This is a genomic window from Brevundimonas sp. EAKA (genome assembly GCF_000698025.1).
Classification (GTDB): Bacteria; Pseudomonadota; Alphaproteobacteria; order Caulobacterales; family Caulobacteraceae; genus Brevundimonas; species Brevundimonas mediterranea_A.
This window is the reverse complement of the sequence record NZ_JMQR01000002.1, coordinates 21,282-38,488: the sequence shown is the minus strand read 5'-3', so window position 1 is coordinate 38,488 and position 17,207 is coordinate 21,282. Positions and strand designations below refer to the sequence as shown.

Genomic DNA, 17,207 nt, shown 5'->3' with positions numbered 1-17,207 from the left:
CCCTTTTTCGTATCGGCGGCGGAGGTGCTAGAGCCCCGCCATGACGACCGACGACACCGCCCCGCACCTGACCTGGACCGATGACGACGAACCGCGCTCCGGCCGGTTCGGCGACGTCTATTTCTCACGCGACGACGGTCTGGCCGAGACCCGCGCCGTCTTCCTGGAAGGCTGCGGCCTGCCGGACGCCTGGGCCGGGCGACGCCATTTCACCGTGGCCGAGCTGGGGTTCGGCACCGGGCTGAACATCGCCGCCCTGCTGGACCTGTGGAGCCGGACCCGGCCCGAGGGCGGGCGGCTGCACGTCTTCTCCATCGAGGGGTTTCCCCTGACCGCCGACGAGGCGCGGCGCGCCCTGGGCGCCTGGCCCGAACTGGCGGAGGCGGCCCTGGCCCTGACTGAAGCGTGGCCGGAGCGGACGCCGGGCTTTCACCGGGTCGATCTGCCGGGGTTCCACGCGGTGCTCGACGTCGCCGTCGGCGACGTCGACTGGGCCCTGGACCAGTGGTCGGGAGCGGCCGACGCCTGGTTCCTGGACGGTTTCTCGCCGGCCCTGAACCCCGGCATGTGGTCCGAAACGGTGATGGACCGGATCGCCGCCCGGTCGGCCCCCGGCGCGCGAGTCGCCACCTTCACGGTCGCCGGCGCGGTTCGACGCGGCCTGTCGGAACGCGGCTTCGTGGTCGAGAAGAAGCCCGGCCACGGCCGCAAGCGTGAACGGCTGGAGGCGCGGCGGGACGGCGCCCCTGCGCCCGACCAGGCCCCCCGCGTCGCCGTCATCGGGGCCGGAGTGGCCGGGGCGGCCGTGGCCCGCGCCCTGGTCGCATCAGGAATCACGCCGGTGGTGATCGAGGGCGAGCGGCCCGGCGCGGGGGGATCGGGGTTTCCGGCCGGACTGGCGACGCCGCGCCTCGACGCCGGGGATGCGGCCATCGCCGGCCTGTACGCCCAGGCGCTGGAACGGGCGCGGCATCTGTATGACGCCACGCCGGGGGCCGTTCTGAGCCGGGGCGTCCTGCAACTGCCCCAGGCGGCGCGCGATCCGGCGCGCTTCGACAAGATCGCCGCCCAGTCCCTGTGGCGCGACGGCGCCATGTCGGTGATCGACGCCGAGGCCGCTGCAGACCGACTGGGCGAACCGACCGCCGAGGGCGGGCTGATGATGGCCGACGCCCGCGTGATTCACGCCGCCGCCATCCTGTCGGCCTGGCTGAAGGCCGTGCCCATGATCACCGCGACCGTGGCCCGGATCGAGCGCGGCGACGCCGGCTGGACCCTGAGTGACGCCGAGGGCCGGATCCTGGCCCAGGCGGACGCGGTGGTGGTGACGGCCGGCTGGGGAACGGCCGGATTGCTGGCGGACGCCGGCCTGTCGCCCGTCCGGGGCCAGGCCGACTGGGTCGAGGGTCCGGCGTCTCCGGGCGTGGCCTGGGGCGGCTATGTCGCGCCCACCGGCACGGGCGTCCTGTTCGGAGCAACCCACGACCGCGGCGACGTGACCCTGGAGGCGCGCGATGCGGACAGCGCCCGGAACCTGGACGCCCTGCGCGCGCGCCTGCCGCATCTGGCCGCCCAGGCTGAGACGGGCGTCCGCCATCGTCGGGTCGCCATCCGGGCCACGACACGCGACCGGCTGCCGTTGGCGGGGCGTCGAGCGGACGGGCTCTATCTGCTGTCGGGCCTGGGTTCACGCGGTTTCTGCGTGGCGCCCCTGCTGGGCGAACATGTCGCCGCCCTGATCGCCGGTACGCCTTCGCCGCTTCCTGCAACGCTTTTTGGACGGATCGATCCTGACCGTCTGGGGCCGGCTTGATCGGCCTTCAGGCTGTGTTCATGTGCGGCGTCTCTTCCTTGTTCCAGATTCCGTATTGGAGACTTCGATGCGTATCCTGCTGACCTCCGCGCTCGCCGCCTCGACGGTGGCGGCCATGAGCCTTTCCGCCTGCGCGCCCGCCGCAACCAGGGCCGCGGCCGCCGCCGACGGCGAAAAGTCCGTCGCCCGCTGCTTCCGTACAGACAGCGTGCGCAACTTCCGCACCGATCGCCAGTCCGACCTCTATATCCGGTCGTTGCGCGACGATGTGTTCCAGATCAACACCAGCGGCGCCTGCTGGGATCTGGATTCGGCGGTGTCCATCGCCGTGACGCCGACCCTCGGCGGATCCGACACCGTCTGCGTCGGCGATCCGGTCCAGATCCTCGTGCCGAACGCCGACCCGGGTCGCCGCACCTGCCGGGCCTTCGTCACCAAGTCGCTGACCGCGGAAGAGGTGGCCGCCCTGCCGGATCGCGCCCGACCCTGATCCGCCGCCGGTCGCAGGGGCGGCTTGAAATCGGGCGACCACGGGTATCAAATCCTCTCATTCACGGGAGGAAGACATGCGCGGAATCGCCAAACTGACCTTTGCCACACTGACGGTTGTCGGCGTCGCGGCCCTGACGGCGGCGACGCCGGCCGCAGCCGAGACCTGGACCCGTTTCTCGGCCAGCGACCGAACCGTCTATCTGATCGATCAGGACACCCTGACGCCGGTCGACGGCGTCGCCACGGCCCGCTTCGCCCGCGTTCCCGCACACGGCGACGCGGCCGATCAGAGCCATGAGGTCGAGGAGTTGGCGGTCCGCTGCTCGGACGGCCAGTCCCGCACCGTCGCCACCATCGTCCACGGCCCGGACGGCGCGGAAGCGGAACGGATCGCCGAAGACGCCCCCTGGGACGCCACCCCCTCCGGCGGCGTGTACGGCGCCCTCAAGTCCTTCGCCTGCGACGACATGCGCCCCCAGGGCGCGCCCTGGCCGACCATCGCCGCCTTCATCGCCGGCGGGCGCGGGGGCTAGGCGCCCCCGGCGGGGCGGCTCTGCGACCGACGGCGCCCGCACGTCCGGCGAGCCGTCGGAGACACCTCATCTTTGGTATCAGTCAGCGGCCGCCACCGGCGTGGCGTCGCTTGCCTCCGCGCGGCAGGAAATGCCCCACGGACCCTGGGTTTCGGCCCGCAGTGCAAGGCGGATAGGCGCCGTGGATCAGGGCTAGACGCAGAAAAAGGCCATCGCCGGGAATAATAGGCCGCCTCGCGGTGTCTATCGATCAAGTCCACCCTGTCCGATCAAAGGCCGCGATCAATGTCGATCTCCTCCCGCAAGTCCGTGATCCGGTTCGCCGTGCTCGCTGCGCTTGGTCTGTCCACACCGCTGGCGGCGAGCACGCCTTCGGAGCAATTTCTGGTCGAAAACGACGCGGTCATGGCCCGGATGCACGCGGCCATGGAAATCCAGCCGACGGGCGACATCGACAGGGATTTCGTGGCCATGATGATCCCGCATCATCAGGGCGGCATCGATATGGCCGTGGCGGTGCTTCGCCACAGCAACAACGAACAGATTCGTCGTCTCGCCCAGGAAATCATCGTCGAGCAACAGCAGGAGATCGCCGCCCTGCGCCTCGCCGTGGGCGAGCCCTTGCCTGCCTCCTATCCGGCCCCGACCAGCCCCCCGCCCACAGCGCCCGTCGGCGTCGAAGGCCCGCGCCGCCATCACGAAGGCTGAAGCCCCATGACTCGTCCCATCCTTGGCCTCGCCGCAAGCCTTTCGACCGCCCTTCTCGTCGCGGGCGCGGCCCAGGCCCAGGTCGCCCCCATACAGTCCAGCGATCGCGTCTATGCGGCGGAGCAGTTCTCGAACACCGTGTCGGTCACCGATCCCTCCACCAACCGCCTGGTGGGTCTGATCCGTTTGGGGGATCCGTCGCCGGCCAACTTCAGCCCTCTCTACCGCGGACAGTTGCTGGTTCACGGTCTGGGCTTCTCGCCGGACGGCAAGACGCTGGCGGTCGTGTCGATCGGCTCCAACTCCGTCAGCTTCATCGACACCGCCACAAATGCGGTGAAACATGTCACCTACATCGGCCGCTCTCCGCACGAGGCCTTCTTCACCCCCGACGGCGAGGAACTCTGGGTCACCGTGCGCGGCGAGGACTATGTCTCGGTGATCGACCCGGTCAGCTACAACGAGATCCATCGCATTCAGACGCCTGGCGGGCCGGGAATGACGATCTTCTCGCCGGACGGTCGTTACGGCTACATCTGTTCGTCCTTCAATCCCAAGACCGTGGTGGTGGATGCCGCCACCCATGAGATTGTCGGGGAAGTGGCCCAGCCCAGCGCCTTCTGCCCCAACATCGCCGCCTCTCCGGACGGGTCGCAGGTGTGGTTCACCCTGAAGGACATCGGCAAGACGGTGGCCTTCAACGCCCGTCCTCCGTTCAACGTGTTGGCGACCCTGGACACCGGCCCTCTCACCAACCACGTCAACTTCGCCCGGACGGCGCGCGGCCAGTTGGCCTATGTGACCGTGGGCGGGGAGAATGCGGTCAAAATCTTCCGGACGGACGACTTCAGCCCCGTCGCGACCATCCCTGTCGGGGCCCTGCCGCACGGCCTCTGGGCGTCGCCGGACGGATCGCGCGTCTATGTCGGTCTGGAGAACGCCAGCGAACTGGCGGTGATCGACACCGCCTCCAACACGGTGGTCGCCAATGTCGGCGTCGGCCAGGCGCCCCAGGCCGTCGTCTATGTGCCCGGGGCTGCGCCCTCGGGCGCCGGCGACCGGAACCTGCAGCCTCGGTCTGACGCCGGTTCTGTCCTGATCCGCATGCGCGTCAGCGACGGGACGGAGGCCGACACCACCATCAGCCTGTATGATCAAGGCCTGATCCAGGTCGTACAGGGATCGGTGTCGGGGCTGACGCCGCGCTCGCCCTATGTCCTGGCCCTGGCGAACGCTGCGGACGGCTCTGGCCCCCTGGAGCCGATCGCCGCCTTCACGAGCAATCCCGCCGGCGCCGCCATCGTCAATGCTCTGGGGCCTATTCGCCAGCAGGTCCGCGCCGAACAGGGTGTGTCGCGGCGCTATCTGGTGATCGCCCCCGGCACGGCGGCCATGCCCGGGGCTCCGGTTCAGATTCAGGTCGCGGCGCCCTAGGATGAGCACATGACGGACATGGGCCAGTTGATCGAGCCGGTCATCCCGGGGCTGCGGCGATACGCCAACGCCCTGGTTCGCGATCCAGCCGAGGCCGACGACCTTGTCCAGGATTGTCTGGAGCGCGCAGTCACGCGGTGGGGGCAACGCCGCGGCGATGGCGACACCCGCAGCTGGCTTTACGCCATCCTGCATAATCTGGCGGTCAATCGCTGGCGCTCGCTTCGCCGAAGGGGAGTGATGGCCGCGATCGAGACGGTCGATCCGGCGTTTCTGTCCGTGGCGCCAGCCCAGGAGCACGGACTGGCCCGGGCCGACGTTCTGCGCGCACTGGATCAATTGCCGGACGAATATCGAGCCGTGATCCTGTTGGTGACGGTCGAAGGCCTGTCCTATGCCGAGACAGCCCGTATTCTGGGCGTGCCGCTCGGCACCGTCATGTCTCGGCTCTCTCGCGGACGCGCCCGGCTGGCCAGTGCGATGGCCGAAGACACGCCCGTCAGATGTCATTTAAGGAGGATCAAATGACCGGGGACCGCCCGATTAGCGAAGACGACCTCCACGCCTTTCTGGACGGGGTGCTCGAGGAAAGCCGGCGCGACGCGGTGCGACGCTATCTCGACACCCATCCCGAGGCGCAGGAGAGATTCGCGGCCTACCGCGAACACGGCGAGGCGTTGCGCGACGCGCTGGCGCCGGTCTCCGACCAACCCCTGCCCGCGGAACTCAACCTGAAGGCCCTTGTCGAGCGTCGCCGGAAGACCTTGGCCGGAAGGCGTCAGATGGCGGCGGCCGCGGCCATTCTCTGCATCGGAGGCCTGTCGGGCTGGATGGGGCGCGAGGCGGTTTCACCCCCGGCGCGGGGCATTCAGGCCCTCGGTCGAGAGGCCGTCGACAACTATGTGGTCTACGCCTCAGACACGCGCCGCCCGGTCGAACTGGCGTCTGACCAGCGTGCGACGCTGACCCGCTGGGTGTCCGATCGTCTCGATACGCCGGTGCAACCCCCGGATCTGGAAGGCGCCGGCTATCGCTTCCTCGGCGGCCGACTGGTGACGACGCCGAATGGTCCCGCCGCCCTGTTCGTCTACGAGGGGGCGGCCGCCGAGCGGCTGGCCGTGATGATGCGGCCGATGGAGATCGAAAAGAACCGGTCCATGTCCGAGCAATCCTACGGCGCGCTGGACGGCGTGACATGGTCGCGGGACGGTCTCGGTTTCAGCGTCGTGGCGCCCCGTGCATCGACGGATCTGCTTCCCGTGGCCGAGGATGTTCGACGGCAGACACCCTTCTCCTGATCACCCTCTCAGGTCGGATCGGCGGCGCGAACTCGGGCCACTGAACGAGGGGTTCGGTCCCCGACTGCTCATTTCTAACCTTGGAGACCCAGATGTACGTGAGACTTCCCAATCCGATCGCCGACTATGTGGACGCCATCGCGCGAGGCGACGTCGAAGGCATGGTGCAACCCTTCGCCGCCGACGGCGTCGTCGTCAGTGACGACGGCCGGCGTCATCAGGGCCGCCCGGCGATACGCACATGGATCCAGGAAACGTCGGCCGCCAACGGGACGGTCCTCACTCCGGACACCCTATGCCACGAGACCAGCAGAATCGTCGTCGAGGGCGTCAAGACCGGCGACTTCGAGGGGAGCCCCCGGCGGTTCGTCCTCGCCTTCGAGCTTGACGGCGGCGCGATCAAGACGATGGAGGCGGCATGACGGCGGAGCAACGCCCCTCCGCTCGATCCAACACATCCAGGCCCATAGGGTCATTCGCAAAATAGGACAATGCGGGACTGTTTCAGCCGCAACCGGTTTCTCGCACCTCTCTGCGTGCCCGACCTGTAACGATAGCCTATGACCACGCCTGCTTCCCAAGCCCGTTCCACAATGGGTCCGGCGACCCGTCAGGCCTCCCTGGCGGATGCGGGCGCAGCGAACGACCATGGGCGACCCCAGGCTCCGGCGGCGGTCGGTCATCCGTCCGACCTGCTGACCGTCCGGCCTCGCATCCTTTTCGCCGCCCGCGCCGCCAGTCCGCTTCAGGACCTCTGTTCGCCCCTTGAGAAAGACGGGATGCGGGTTGTCACGACGGAAACCCCCGCCGGCCTGTTTCGGCGTCTCGGCGACCATCCAAGCCTGGTGATCCTGGACCTCGAGCTCGGCGGCGACGGTCTCAACCTTCTGCGGCGCCTGCGTGCGGCGTCGGAGGTTCCGATTATCCTCATGGCGGCGAACTCGCGCCACGCGGCCGACAGGATCGTCGGCCTCGAACTGGGGGCCGACGACTATCTCGACGATCCGGTCGATCCGCGCGAGCTCAGCGCCCGAATCCGCAACATCCTGCGCCGACGCAACCGCTTGTGCGGAGCGGTCCGCCTGCATCCCCGCACGCACGTCCGGTTCGGCCCCTGGGAACTGGATTGCCGCACACGGCGCCTGTCCCGGGAGGGTGCTGTCGTCGTCCTGACCCTGGGCGAATTCCGGCTTCTCAACGCCTTCATCGTCGCGCCGCAACGCGTCTTGTCGCGTCAAGATCTGCTCGACGCCACGGGGATGCGCGAGGACCTGTCGGACCGCAGCATTGATGCTCAGGTGTTGCGGCTCCGGCGCAAGCTCCAGACCGGACCCGACGGCGCCGAGGCGATCGCGACCCTGAGGGGCCTGGGCTATATGTTCAAGGCGGAGGTGGAGGCGTCCTGATGCAACCGCAGAAATCGGTCCGAGCGATCCCCAACTGACCGGTCAAAAGGCTTCAACCGGAACGGCGATCCCATATCCGACGCCCCGCTCGGTTCGGATGATGCGCTGAGGGCCGGGCGCGGTTTGAAGCTTTCGCCTCAACCGCAGGATCATGACGTCGATGCTGCGGTCATTCACCTCGTCCGGATGGACTCGGCTGGCCGTGACCAACTGATGACGGGTCAGAATCTGGTTCGGGCTCCTCAAGAGGGCGGTCAAAAGGTTGAACTCCGCTGTCGTGAGCTTGACCAAGGCGCCGTCCGGCGAGGTGAGGCTTCGCCGACGCAGGTCGAGCTCCCACCCGGCGAACCGCCACCGGACGCGTTCCCGCGCCTTCGCCGGGCGCGCGCGACGCAAGACGGTGCGAATGCGGGCCAGCAATTCCCGCGGGCTGACGGGCGTGCTCATGCAATCGTCAGCGCCCAGCTCCAGCGCAACGACCTTGTCCGGCTCGCCGCCGCCAGCATCGGTGATGCTGATCACGGGGGCTTCGTCCCGATCGACGACGCCCCGCATAAGATCGAGGCCGTCCTCGCGCCTTATCCCGAGATTGAGGACCACCAGATCGATGGGCCGGGCCCTGAGAATTCGCCGCATGGCCGCGCCGTCGGCGGCCGTGCTGACCTGAAAGGCATGCTCGCTGAGAAATCCGCCAAGCGCATCACGGGCTGAGGCGTTGTCGTCGACGACGAGGACGTGTCTTTGAGCGTACATCATGAAGAAGCACTTTCCTGACATGAACAGACTTGCAGAGGATTGGACGAGGCCCGCCCCGCACTTGAACAGGCGCTTCGACCTTGACCGGGCAGGCGGCCGCCGGTCTCCAACCAGCGGCCGCCCGTTCTTCCGGCCCTAGACCCCGTGAGCCGCGCGGATATAGCGCGAGGCCTTCTCACCGATGATCGTGCAGGGCGCCATGGTGTTGCCCGTCGCGACCCGCGGCATCACCGATCCGTCAGCGATGCGCAGCCCCTCGACACCATAGACGCGCAGACTGCCGTCCACGACGGACAGCGCGTCCCGCCCCATCTTGGCCGAACACGTCTGGTGCCAGTAGGTCACCGCCGCGTCTCGAACGTAACGCTCCATGTCCGCCTGCCCCAACGGGCCGGGCATGGCTTCACGCGCGACCAGCGGCTCAAAGGCCCGGGTGTTGCCCAGATCGCGGCACAGCTGGACGCAGGCGACCGCAGCGCGGAGATCGTCCGGATGGCTGAAGGTGTTGAGTTCGATGCGCGGCAGGGACAGGAGATCCCCGCTCGACAGGCGAACCCGCCCGCGGCTCTTGGGGTGGGCGAGGCCGGCGAACATGGTCCAACCGTGCTCCGGGACGCCAAGGCCAGCAGTTTCGGGGCTCGGCACGGGGAACTCGACCTGACAGAACAGCAAGTCTGGTTCGCTCAGGGCGGGGTCGGTCTTCCAGTAGAGGGTCGCCTCGCTGCCGCTGTTCCGCGGCGCGATCGGCTCGCGGTATTCCCAGATACAGCCGAAGGACACATGGTCCTGCAGGTTGCGGCCTACGCCGGGCAGATGATGAAAGACCTTGATGTCTGCGGCGCGCAAATCGTCCTCGTCGCCGATCCCGGAACGCATCAGGACGGTCGGCGTCATGATGGCGCCGAGCGACAGTATGACCTCATGGGCGGCGTCAAACCGTTCGACCACCCCGTCCCGCACCGCTTCGACCCCGACGGCGCGACCGTTCTGAACGATCACCCGGTTCACCTGGGTGCGGGTCAGGAGCGTCAGATTGGGCCGGTCCAGGTAGGGATAGGTAAAGGCGCGGAAGATGGAATGCCGTTTGCCGTTCCGCGTCAGGACGTCGGAGATGGCGCAACCGCCGTCCCCCTCCATCATCTGGCCGTTCGGACTATCGTAAGTGGGTATGCCGAGCTCGAGCGCGGCGTCCAGCATCGCCAGAGCCGCCGGCCCCGGATCGGGCGTCGGCTGCACAAAGACTGGCCCGCCCGTGCCCCGATACAGGGGATCGGGCGCACCCTGCCAGTTCTCAATCTCAAGGTAGAGGCCGAGGACGGATTCATACCCCCAGGACTCGTCGCCGCTCTCCTGGGCGAAATAGTCCCAGTCGCTGCGGTGGCCACGCGCCCAGACGCCGACGTTGATGCTTGAACCGCCGCCCAGAACCTTGCCCATGGACATCGGCATTGCCCGTCCGTTCAGCTCGGGATTTGGCTCGGCCACAAACCCCCAGTCTGTCTCGCTGCCCAGGTTGGTCGGCCAGGCGGCCGGCTCCATGACGCTCGGCCGATCATCACTCCCGCCGGCCTCGATCAGCAGCACATGGACAGCCGGATTCTCCGCCAGTCGTCGAGCGAGGACCGAGCCCGAACTGCCCGCGCCACAGACGATGAAATCGTATGTTTTCCGAAGGTTCGACAGCCGCTGAGCCTGATTGGCCGCGACGCGGGCCGCGAACTCCCCCTCATCGGTTTGCAGTCCATCCGACATTCTCAAATCTCCACATTGACGATTTAGGTATCAAATCTACCAATTTCATCAAATGCACCAGATTTTGGCGGCGGTGTGGCGGAGCGGGAGCGCGCCTCCATATTGACGCGAGACCGCGATCAGCCGCAGGAGAGACCATGGACGCCGCCGAGAAGGAGATCGTGACCACCACGGACGCCGCGAAGATTCTCGGCGTGTCGGTCAGAACCGCCCAGTTGCTGATCGAGGGCGGATCGATCCCTTCGTGGAAGACGCCCGGCGGCCATCGGCGGGTTTACCGGAGCGACGTCGTTGCGCTCGTCAAGGGTCAGGAACTCCCGGCCACGCCGGCCTCGGCCAGGGTCATCGTCATTGCGCGGCCCGAACGGTTGCCGCAGTTCAAGGCCGCGCTTGAGAGCGCGCCTTCCTGCTTTGTCGAAACCTATCCCGAGCCTTTCACCGCCTTGTTGGACATAGGCGGCCGCTCGCCGGCGGCCGTGGTCATCGACGCAGAGTCGTTCGCCGTCGCTGATGGCGTGCTCCATGCGCTGGGCTCCGATGTCGCCCTGCAACACACCGTCATACTGGTCGTCGGTCCTGAAGGCCGCCAGACTGTCGTCGACGCGTCCCAAGGAGCGGGCCGGGTTCGGTTCATCGACGACATCGACGATCTGGCCGAGGCGGCCGAGGCGGCCGTAAGGGGACCTGATCAGCCGGGCGAGGGTCTGGAGGCGACCTCCTTGTTTCCCCTTCCCGGCAATGAGGCGCAGCGTCTACTCGCTCTTGAACGCTCCGGCCTCGTCGATACTCCGCCCGAGGACGCCTTTGACCGACTGACATGGCTGGCGGCGCAGACGCTCGGCATGCCCATCTCGCTGATCACCCTGCTGACGCCGACGCGGCAGTGGTTCAAGTCGCGGCATGGGCTGGAGATGGCCGATACGCCGAGAAGCTGGGCGTTCTGCAACCACACCATCCTGCAGAACAGCTGCATGATTTCAGAGGATCTGTCCGCCGACCCTCGCTTCTCCGACAACCCGGCTGTCGCGGACGCCCCGAACTTCCGCTTCTATGCTGGATGCCCTGTAGTCGATCCCGACGGTTTCACTCTCGGATCCCTGTGCGTCATCGACACCCGTCCACGCACGCTTGATGACAACCAGAGGGCGATCCTCACGAACCTGGCGGCGCTTGTCTCGGACGAGATCAAGTTGCGGGCGACCCACAGTCGTCTGCGGCGGGCCATGGAGGCCCTGGACCGAAAGTCTCACTGACCCGGCGACTTTGATCGGACGGATCGAGGGGTCGGTCCGATCATCCGCGCCCATGCGCCGACCAAGTGGTTTCATCTGTCATCGATGATCACGGATCCTGAAGCTCGCCAGTGACACGGCGCGCTGAACATGTCGCATCGGCCGTGGCCCACAGCGCCTGTACGGCCGCCGCTCCGACCTACAGGACCAGCGATGACTACGACACGGACCGCCCCCCAGGACGATCATCCGACCACTGCGGACCAGCAACCCGCTCCGTTTCTTGAGCTATCCCCGTCAGGCGAGCCAATCCCTGTCGTCTCCTCACTGGACCTGGAGCGCGACCCCCATGGCCTGTTTCGCCAATGGCGTTCAAAGAGCCCCGTGATCCAACGAGAGGACGGGGCCTGCCTCGTTCTCCGCGCGGATGATGTCGAGCGGCTTCTCAACGATCCCAGGACGCAGCAGATCGACGGCGCTCTCTATGCGCGCATGCGCGGCGTCCCGCCGGGTCCGTTGTTCGACCTCCTGGCGACATCCGTATTGCTGTCAGAAGGCGAGGCGCATCGCCGACGACGGGCGCCCCTGTCGCGCACCTTCGCCTTCCCGGCCATCGAGTCCCTGCGCGATACGGTGCGGACGGCCGCCGAAGGCTTGATCGACGGCTTTGAGGCCGATGGCGCGGCGGACCTGGTCCAGGCTTTCTGCGCGCCCCTGCCGCCCCTGGTGATGAGCCAGCTCCTCGGCGCCCCGGCGAGCGACGCGCAAGAGTTCGCCCGGGCGGTTTACAAAGTCTCTCCCGCCTTTGCGCCGGCCCTGCCCGGGGAAGATATGGACCGAATGGTCGATGGGGCCCGTTGGCTCACAGACTATGTAAAGACGCGTGTAGCCGAAGCGGCTTCAGGCCAGACGTCCCCCGCCGCGCTGCTTGAAGACATGCTCGCCGCCATCGGCGCGGGTGATCTGACCGAGGCCGAAGCCGCCGTCCAGATCGTGACCTTGATCATCGGCGCCAGTGACACGACCCGGGGCGCACTGGCGGTGCAGGTCAGCCTTTTGGCCGAGCGCGGTGCAGACTGGTCCGACTATGGCGACAATCCTGACCTTGCGCGCGCGGCCGTGGCGGAGGCGCTGCGGTTCGAACCGCCGGTGGGCTCCTTCCCCCGGTTCTCGACAGAGGCGATCACGCTGGACGGCATGGTCATTCCGGCCGGCTATCTGGTGTCGTTGTCCACCCTCTCCGCCATGCGTGATCCGGCCCGCTTCCAGGATCCGGACGCCTTCCTCATCAACCGGCAAGATCATGTTCGCTGGCACATGGCGTTCGGCGCCGGCGCGCATCGGTGCATCGGCGAGGCCCTGGCCCGACTGGAACTTGAAGAGGGTCTGATGGCCCTTTGCCGGAAACTGCCCCACCTCCGGCTCGCCGGGCCGCCGGTCAAGGTGGAGGGCTATGCGGGGATCCGACGCATCGGCCAGTTGCAGGTGACGTGGTGACCCAGATCCACTTCAAACGATCGCGCGGCATGACATGGCGCGCCCTCGGTCTGGGGCTCGTCCTCTTGCCCGGCCTTCTCGGCTGTTCGCCGCACCCATCCTCGCTCGAAAGCCTGCCGCCCGAGCGCGCCCTGCCCAGGATCCCCATACAGGGCGGCGTCTGGCGAGAGGCTGCCCATCTTTGGTACGGCGTGATCGGCAGCGGTCCCCCTGTGATCCTGTTGCACGGAGGACTGTCCAGCCACCGGGCCTGGGGCCGACAGGTCCCCGCTCTCCTTGACGCCGGCTATCAGGTCATCCTCATTGACAGCCGGGGCCACGGTCGCAGCACCCTGGGTTCGACACCTCTGAGCTACGATCAGTTGGCCGAGGATGTCGGAGCGGTGATCGATCATCTGCAGTTGAACCGACCCGCAATCATAGGCTGGAGCGACGGCGCCATAACGGCGCTCGTGCTCGGCATGGACCGAGGCGATCAACTCGGCCCCATCTATGCGTTCGGCGCCAATATGGATCTGCAGGGTGTCCGCAAGGACGCCGGCGATGCGCCGATCCTGCGGCAGGTGGGGCCCCGCCTCGCCGCCGATTATGCCGAGCTCTCGCCCGCCCCGGATTTCTCCGGGCTGACCCGGGCGGTCAGGACCATGCAGACAACGCGACTTCACTACGGCCCCGGTCAACTCGCCCTGATCCGGGCGCCCCAGGTTCTGATCGTCGCGGGCTCGGAGGATGAATTCATAACGCCGCAGCATGCCGCCTATATTGCGGACGCCATCCCGGGCGCCGGTCTTCAGTATCTGGCGGACAGCGGGCATTTCGCGCCTTGGCAGAGCCCGGAACTGTTCAACCAGTCCATGATCCGGTTTCTGAAGTCAGCCGGATACGCGCCGGACACGGCGGAGACCGAACCCGCCGCGCCAGACGGAATGGACGCGAGAACAATGGCCAGGGGCGACGCCCTGCCCCAGGCCGCAAGCGTCTGCCTCCCCGCCGCCGTCCAATGCCGGTCTCCGGCTGAACCGGCCGGGTCTCGACCGGGACGGAGCGCGGCGCCGCTTCAACATTCAGCGCCGCACCCTACGCCGAAGGCTCAGTGCGGTCCGGGCTGGATGATCCCCCTACCCTTGCGGCCCGTGCGGCATCGCGGCGCAAAGCCTCGGCACGGAGCCGAAGAAGGTTGCCGGTTCGTCAATGACGGGGCGGATCTGTGTATCTGAGGTTGATTGTCCAGTACAGATTGACGACGTGCGTATGAAATATTGACGACGCCTGTCAGCTTGTTCGGGTCGTTCAGTCTCTCTGTCGTCTGCGCCTTGGCAGACCACGGGGGACTACATCATGAAAACCAAATCTCGCTATCTGGCGGCGGCCGGAGGCCTGGCGTTGATCGCGGCCTTTCCGCAATGGGCGGCGGCCCAATCGCAGTCGCAGTCGCAATCGACCTCGTCCGAGGCGGAAACGGCGGCGCAACCCAACCCCGCCGTCCTCGATGAAGTCGTCGTCACCGGCTATCTGCAGGGCCTGCGCCGCTCGATCGACGAGAAGCGCAACAGCGACATGATCTCGGACAGCGTCAGCGCCGACGACATGGGCAAGCTGCCGTCGTCCAACCTGACCGAGGCCGCATCGCGCATTCCGGGCGTGTCGGCGGTCCGCAACCACTTCACCGGCGAAGGCGACCGGGTGGTGATCCGGGGCATGGCGACCGAATACAACGCCTACGCCGTCAACGGCGTGCGCATGGGCGGCACCGGATCGCCGGGCGACAACTTCTTCCGCGGCGTGCGCCTCAGCTTCCTGCCGACGTCGGGCGTCGATGCGATCACCGTCTACAAGAGCCTGCTGCCCTATATGGACGGCGACGCCATCGGCGGCACCATCGACATCAAGACGCCGACGGCCTTCGACTATGATCCGACCCATGTGGCGGGCTCGATCGAGGGCACCCTGCTGCAACAGCGCGACGACCGGACCTCGTGGGCGGCCGACGTCGCCTTCGGCAAGCAGTTCTCCGATCGGCTGGGCCTGTTCGTGACCGGCAACTACTCGGAACGCGCCTCGCAGTTCGAGCAGATCGGCAACTCCGGGGATAATATGCCCCGTAACTGGTACAGCAAGGCCCAGAGCCTGGACTTCGATCCCCAGACCTTCGTGACCCGCGGTCTGGAAATGTCCACCGGCGACACGGACGTGACGCGCTGGGGCTTCAACGGCTCGCTGGACTGGCGCGGCGACAATCACGACTTCCACCTGCGTGGTCAGTACAATGAGTATGAAGAGACCCAGTTCAGGAACCGCCTCAACTTCCGCAACGAGGCCGGCACCAGCGCCTCGGCGCGCCTGGAGCAGGTCGACAAGTCGCGCGGCGACCTGATCCAGCCGGCGAACGCCGTCATCGGCTACGATGACATCAAGGGCGCCATCTACAACTACACCACCGCCCAGATCGTCGACCGCGACAAGGACGACAAGATCACCGACGCGGACAAGGGTTCCAACAGCTATTACAGCCTGAACGGCTCGTCGGGCTCGTGGGATCCCAAAGGCTTCCGCCTGCGTCGCTACTGGGAAGGCGGCACGACCGAAGGCGTGCTGCAGATGGTCAACTTCGGCGGCGAAAGCCGCTTCCGCGAGTTCACCCTCGACTACGACCTGTCGCACTCGGAATCCGAGGACAATATCGTCGACAGCTACGAGATGTATTTCGGCCGCAACGCCTATCTGTGGAAGGGCAATGAAGGCGTCGAGATCGTCAGCCAGGGGGATCCGCAGTACCTGAAATGGGTGCTGAACCCCGCCGGCATGGCGGGCGTCCAGGACCTGACCCAGTACACCGCCTCCAGCCTGAGCGGCAGCTACGGCGGCGCCAAGGAAACCCTGAACCAGGCCCAGTTCAACCTGCGCTACCAGCCGACAGGCTCCTGGCTGCAAGAGGTCCGCGCCGGCGCCAAATACTACAAGTCCGAGCGTGAACGCCTGGAAGGTTCGCTGATCGACCTGGAGCCCCGGGGCACCATGGCCGACTATTCCGCCCTGTTCGGCGAAGCGATCACCGACATGTTCGACGGCCGTTACACCGGCCAGTACCAACTCGGCCCCGTCATCGACACCGACAAGATGATGGCCGAGATCGAACGCGCCAAGGCGGGGAATTCGACCCTGCTGACGCTGAACGAGGCGGACTCGATCGACTACGCCTCCACCTGGTTCTACGACGAACAGGTAGTGTCTGCCTATGTGATGGGCACGGCTCGTTTCGGCGCGGCCGAAGTGATCGCCGGCGTGCGGGTCGAGGACACCAGCAACGACATCCGCGCCTGGACCGAAAACCCGGTGCGGGGCGAGGACTACACCACCGACACCTCGGGCTTCACCAACTGGCTGCCCTCGATCCACGTCAACTATGACGTGAGCCGGAACGCCAAGCTGCGGGCGGCGATCTGGACCAGCGTCTCGCGTCCGGACATCAAACGGATGACCTCGGTCAAGGAATACAGCTACGACGGCGATCCCGACGGCGACGGCGTGACCAACCCGACCAGCGAATGGGTGCTGACCGGCATCGTCCAGGGCAATCCCGATCTCGAGCCGATGACCTCGGTCAACTACGACCTGTCGGCGGAATATTACAACGGACGCACGGGCGCCTACTCCGTCGCGCTGTTCTACAAGGATCTGGACAAGTTCCTGTTCCGCTCCTCGTCGTCGGTCATTCGGGACGGCACGGAGGGCGAGTTCGACGATCCGTCGGGCGTGCCCGTCTCCATGCCGATGAACGGTCGCAAGGCCGAGATCCGCGGCGTCGAGATCAACGCCCGCCAGCAGCTCCACTGGCTGCCGGCGCCGTTCGACGGGCTGGGCGTGGCGGCGAACGCCACCATCCAGCGCTCGGAAGCCGAAACCGGCCTGTCCTGGCACCCTGAAGGCTACACCCTGCCCTTCATGGAAACCCCCGACCACATCGTGAACCTGGAACTGTTCTGGGAGCGCAACGGCTGGGAGGCCTATGTGGCCTACAACTATCAGGACGTGTCTCTGGAAGACATCGAGGACTTCGGCAACGATCCCTATGAGCAGGACTACCACTTCGTGGACCTGATGGCGCGGCGTCAGATCACGCCGAACCTGACGGCCACCTTCAAGGTGCAGAACCTGCTGGACAACTACACCTACTTCTACACCTTCGGTGAAGGAAAGGGCGGCGTCCGCGACTACATCGAGAACGGTCGTTACCTGAGCCTGAACCTGAACTGGCGGCTCTGACCGTTCCTGCCGCTCGCGGGAGA

15 protein-coding genes are annotated in these 17,207 nt (G+C 66.8%); 13 read left to right on the top strand and 2 right to left on the bottom strand.

Annotated features, from left to right (window positions below; genetic code table 11):
* Positions 1-40: 40 nt before the first annotated feature.
* From mnmC to ER13_RS00745, 9 genes are all read left to right on the top strand, one after another.
* Positions 41-1,813 (top strand): FAD-dependent 5-carboxymethylaminomethyl-2-thiouridine(34) oxidoreductase MnmC, encoded by a 1,773-nt coding sequence (gene mnmC, locus ER13_RS00785; RefSeq protein ID WP_008259130.1) that lies wholly within the window; start codon positions 41-43, stop codon positions 1,811-1,813.
* Between the two features lie 67 nt (positions 1,814-1,880).
* Positions 1,881-2,303 carry a DUF6491 family protein gene (locus ER13_RS00780; RefSeq protein WP_035305353.1) on the top strand — a complete coding sequence of 141 codons (423 nt, stop codon included), beginning with the start codon at positions 1,881-1,883 and terminating at the stop codon, positions 2,301-2,303.
* Positions 2,304-2,379: 76 nt separating this feature from the next.
* Entirely contained in the window at positions 2,380-2,838 is a 459-nt protein-coding gene (locus ER13_RS00775; protein ID WP_008260774.1) for a hypothetical protein, read from the top strand.
* A gap of 285 nt (positions 2,839-3,123) precedes the next feature.
* Complete coding sequence (locus ER13_RS00770) at positions 3,124-3,546, top strand: DUF305 domain-containing protein (RefSeq protein ID WP_035305350.1); 423 nt, start codon at positions 3,124-3,126, stop codon at positions 3,544-3,546.
* 6 nt (positions 3,547-3,552) lie between these two features.
* Entirely contained in the window at positions 3,553-4,980 is a 1,428-nt protein-coding gene (locus ER13_RS00765; RefSeq protein ID WP_035305345.1) for a YncE family protein, read from the top strand.
* Between the two features lie 9 nt (positions 4,981-4,989).
* The gene (locus ER13_RS00760; RefSeq protein ID WP_035305343.1) at positions 4,990-5,508 is read left to right on the top strand and encodes an RNA polymerase sigma factor; all 519 of its coding nucleotides are present in this window, start codon (positions 4,990-4,992) and stop codon (positions 5,506-5,508) included.
* The gene (locus ER13_RS00755) at positions 5,505-6,278 is read left to right on the top strand and encodes an anti-sigma factor (protein ID WP_035305340.1); all 774 of its coding nucleotides are present in this window, start codon (positions 5,505-5,507) and stop codon (positions 6,276-6,278) included. The genes ER13_RS00760 and ER13_RS00755 overlap by 4 nt, the downstream gene beginning before the upstream one ends.
* A 92-nt stretch (positions 6,279-6,370) precedes the next feature.
* Complete coding sequence (locus ER13_RS00750; RefSeq protein ID WP_052004659.1) at positions 6,371-6,700, top strand: nuclear transport factor 2 family protein; 330 nt, start codon at positions 6,371-6,373, stop codon at positions 6,698-6,700.
* Between the two features lie 138 nt (positions 6,701-6,838).
* Complete coding sequence (locus ER13_RS00745; RefSeq protein WP_155988045.1) at positions 6,839-7,684, top strand: response regulator transcription factor; 846 nt, start codon at positions 6,839-6,841, stop codon at positions 7,682-7,684.
* Between the two features lie 42 nt (positions 7,685-7,726).
* Here ER13_RS00745 and ER13_RS00740 read toward each other — a convergent pair whose 3' ends face one another.
* Both ER13_RS00740 and ER13_RS00735 read right to left on the bottom strand, forming a co-directional pair.
* On the bottom strand, positions 7,727-8,440 hold the full coding sequence (locus tag ER13_RS00740; protein ID WP_081836061.1) for a response regulator: 714 nt from the start codon (positions 8,438-8,440) through the stop codon (positions 7,727-7,729).
* Between the two features lie 135 nt (positions 8,441-8,575).
* Complete coding sequence (locus ER13_RS00735) at positions 8,576-10,192, bottom strand: GMC family oxidoreductase (protein WP_035305338.1); 1,617 nt, start codon at positions 10,190-10,192, stop codon at positions 8,576-8,578.
* Between the two features lie 137 nt (positions 10,193-10,329).
* On the opposite strand from ER13_RS00735, the gene ER13_RS00730 reads away from it, so the two are divergent.
* From ER13_RS00730 to ER13_RS00715, 4 genes are all read left to right on the top strand, one after another.
* The gene (locus ER13_RS00730; RefSeq protein ID WP_035305335.1) at positions 10,330-11,445 is read left to right on the top strand and encodes a GAF domain-containing protein; all 1,116 of its coding nucleotides are present in this window, start codon (positions 10,330-10,332) and stop codon (positions 11,443-11,445) included.
* Between the two features lie 363 nt (positions 11,446-11,808).
* Positions 11,809-12,921, top strand: a complete 1,113-nt coding sequence (locus tag ER13_RS00725; protein WP_197019688.1) for a cytochrome P450 — start codon at positions 11,809-11,811, stop codon at positions 12,919-12,921.
* On the top strand, positions 12,918-14,138 hold the full coding sequence (locus ER13_RS17515) for an alpha/beta fold hydrolase (RefSeq protein WP_197019687.1): 1,221 nt from the start codon (positions 12,918-12,920) through the stop codon (positions 14,136-14,138). Before ER13_RS00725 ends, ER13_RS17515 begins: the two co-directional genes overlap by 4 nt.
* Positions 14,139-14,259: 121 nt before the next feature.
* Positions 14,260-17,184 carry a TonB-dependent receptor gene (locus tag ER13_RS00715; RefSeq protein WP_035305332.1) on the top strand — a complete coding sequence of 975 codons (2,925 nt, stop codon included), beginning with the start codon at positions 14,260-14,262 and terminating at the stop codon, positions 17,182-17,184.
* Positions 17,185-17,207: the final 23 nt, after the last annotated feature.